This is a genomic window from Haladaptatus ordinarius, from assembly GCF_054177595.1.
The window spans coordinates 1-3,634 of sequence record NZ_JBPEHH010000203.1 but is presented as its reverse complement, the minus strand read 5'-3'; the positions used below and the strand labels follow the sequence as shown (position 1 = coordinate 3,634).

2 protein-coding genes are annotated in these 3,634 nt (G+C 51.4%); both read left to right on the top strand.

Features of this window, described 5'->3' with window-relative positions:
* Nucleotides 1-270: 270 nt before the first annotated feature.
* A complete protein-coding gene (locus ACR3FF_RS26205; RefSeq protein ID WP_458191024.1) occupies nt 271-2,901 on the top strand; it encodes an AAA family ATPase in 2,631 nt (876 codons plus the stop codon).
* The gene (locus tag ACR3FF_RS26200) at nt 2,894-3,553 is read left to right on the top strand and encodes a hypothetical protein (protein ID WP_458191023.1); all 660 of its coding nucleotides are present in this window, start codon (nt 2,894-2,896) and stop codon (nt 3,551-3,553) included. Before ACR3FF_RS26205 ends, ACR3FF_RS26200 begins: the two co-directional genes overlap by 8 nt.
* Nucleotides 3,554-3,634: the final 81 nt, after the last annotated feature.

Below are 3,634 nucleotides of genomic sequence, written 5' to 3'. Positions count from 1 at the left end.
GGACGTCATGAGAATCCTTACGCTGTACAGGAGTTTCAGCTAGATAAGATTTATGTCATATGGCTCGAAATCCAGAGAATCTGAGTCATCCCGTCGATGTTTCTTGGACAGGCTCATATGATCGTGATATTCAATCACTTAAAATTTATATATAATATATTATATTTTATAATTGTAATATCAAGTGTATTTCGGTAGACGAAATCCGCACAACTTTTACCGAGAGGGACTATCGCAACAAATAACAGACACGGGTGCGGCGACGCAAGTATGTCTCGGGGTGCCATTGATGATTGGATTTCAGAGCTTGAGGAGCATGCGAGCAGCCGCGATATTCCGCTCAACCTCGACGTTGAGGGACGTATCTTCCATTTCCAACTAGGCGACACAACCCCCGTTACAGGAAAAGTGAGATATTCGGAAGCGTCCAGCCGGAACTATACAAACGAAAAAGGGGAGAGCCATATTTGGAACCGATATGACAGTGAACTGGATCACCTCAAACAGCATCCCGACGACCGGATTTGCTGTATTCAACTGGACGTGCGATCACGCGATGAATATCATCCGGAAGAGGATCACTTCATCTTCATCCCCGGTGAGCTCATCTTGGCTGAGACCTACTCAAAGGGCGACCAGAAAATATTCATCGAAGACGATGGGCAGTACCGGAGTAAGCTAGCGAAGTACGTAGATGATTGGGATGCACTCTTCGACTATGCAAAAGGAGAACTCGATCAGTCGGATGTACAAGCGAAGCTCGATGAGATTGAGGATAAAGGTGATCAATTACGCGATGATGACCCTGTCACAACGACTGCACCCTATTACTGGGTCAATCAGAGCCGAGACGAACTCGAGGCAGGATATCTGCAGGCACCTCGAACCAGTTTCCCGAACTACGATCTCCAAAAACTCGAGGAAGGCGACATCGTCTTCAATTATGTCGAAGGTGAGATCGTCGGATACTCGAACGTCACCGAGCCAGCGTACATCATAGAAGAAGAGGACGAAGAAAAGAGACGAGTGGAAATCAACGTCCACCTCTTCGATGTACCACTCCAGTTTGTTGACGTCTTTTCATACCTCTGGCGAGAAGATGTTCGGCTTGAAAAATATTATCCGATCAATCGAGCGGGCGTCAATCAGCAGTATCTGTTCAACTTAAGCGAGAAAGCAGGCGACTATCTACTAGAGAAAGGCAGAACAAACGTCAAAACACTCGCCAATCCTGATCATCCACTTGTCACCCAGATCCGAGACGAACAACAAACAGTCTACAAGGTCACATCACCACCGGACTACTGGCTAACCGCCTACGAACACGCAGCTGTCGGCCTAGAGGACGACGACAAACACCACTGGTCGAATATCGAAGCTGGCAACGTTCTTATCTTCCATTCACGAGCAACTCCAAGTCGGAACGAACTAGCTGACCAGCAGAGTTGCGTTCTCGGTGCTGGCATCGTCCGAGCAAAAGCGACCAAATCTGAAGACAAGGCATGGTGGCACGACGAACACAACACAGGCCCCGAGGGAAAGACACACTCCAATCTGATCACCTTCGAACGACTCTATCTCACTGGGGACTTTGACGCCATCGATCACACCCAGCCCATCGCCGCAAAAGCACCAACAGAAATCAACGCAGACCTCGACGCACTCACCACAAACGCACTAAGCTTCGCGAAGGCTGACGACATCTGTAACCAAGCTTCCGACAGTGGCTTCCCTCGCCACCGTGCAATCGAGACACTCGGATCGCCTGGCGACAACGACAAAGCGCTCGCCTTAGCAGATGCACTCGCCAGTCGTCTCGAAGAAGTCCCACCAGTTGCACTCCACAAACCATTCAATGGCAGTATCGACAGTAAAATCTTCAACGGACTCTACTTCCCGAACAACCAAAGTGAAGCGATCCTCGCGCAAATCGAAGGCGCACTTCGCTCCGGTAAACATATCATCTTCACTGGCCCACCGGGGACAGGGAAGACCGAAATCGCTCGTCGTGTCGCCGAACATCTCGCAGCAGAATACCCATATCTCTACTCAGGGGCACAGATGACGACTGCAACCTCGGATTGGTCGACCTTCGATACCGTGGGTGGCTACATGCCCGAAGAGGACGGTACCGACACCGGCAATCGCCTCGAGTTCACGCCTGGACTCGTTCTCAATCGCTTCAAGAAACGAAGGACGAACACCCAACGGAACGACTCACTCGTAATCGACGAACTGAATCGCGCTGATATCGACAAAGCGTTCGGTCAACTCTTCACGGTGCTCTCCGGTCAACCTGTTCACCTTCCCTATACAAAAGACGGTAATGAAATCGCAATCGCGCCTGCCGACGGCGATTCTATCTCACAACCCCACGAATACCGAATCCCCGAATCGTGGATGCTATTCGCAACGCTGAACACCTACGATAAAACGTCGCTGTACGAGATGAGTTACGCATTCATGCGTCGCTTCGCGTTTATTCGGGTTCCGGAACCCGATCTCGTCGGGTTGGATGACAGCGAACTACACACACTCCTCGAAGCGTATTCTGACGCTTGGAATCTCCACAGAACTGACTTCGACGTCGGTGAGACCATCAATCCGTTGCTAGATATTGGTCATGTATGGCAGGCTGCAAACGGAGCAATCGACGACCGCGCAATTGGACCGGCCGTAGTCAAGGATATCCTCGAATATCTCTCCGAGACAACCGGCCTCGACTGGGAACACCGGCTTACACAGGCCGTCATCAGCTATATCCTTCCGCAACTCGAAGGTGTCCCAAAGCGCAAACGGGTTGTGAGTGAGCTTGCTGCTGTCAACCGGATCGATACACAGCTGCTCGACACTGCAGCACGCGACATGCTCCAGGTGGCTGCCGTCCAAGACGATGGATAGAGACGAACTCCTCGACCAGCTGACGGAGGACATCCTCGCCTACGTCATGCACGGTGCCTTCCCAGAGCGAGAATTCGCCAGTGCAATCAAACCCGACGCCCTCGACGAACGCTTTACCGAGTACGAACTCTTGTTGGATCTCCATTTCATCCTCTCGCCTAGCGTCATCGAGTTCGTCGAGAAACTCCCACAGCGCGTTCGCAACCTTCGGACAGACACCGAATCCGTAACGCGAACAAATCGCGGGACAATCGATGGGAAAATAAATTGGAGTGCAACCATTAAACAGCGCTACGCCCAGAATCCGGGTGATCGGTCGATCTTCGTCTGCGAAAATCGCACAGAATATTACGATACTGGTGAAAACATCGTATTCAAGCGGTTAGTCGCCATCATCTACGAAACACTCCGTGAGGCCGAAGACTACCTCAAACAAGATTACGCTTGGGTGAACGACCGCTGGGACACATCGCTTATCAACCATCTCCGCAGGATCGTCGAACAGAACGTCCACGTCCGGCGCATCCGAGAGCCAAAAGCCTACGAACCGACTGACCGGATGCTCAACACTGCCTCCGAATCACGTCAGCAGATCTATCGTGATGCTGCAACACTCGGTACTTCCCGAGCGTCGCTTCGTGAGCTGTGCTGAGTCACGGATGACCAGAGTGAACGTTGGTGTAGTAGCTGAGTGAAGGAGAACTAGAGTCCACAGATGGAGAGAACCGAACCG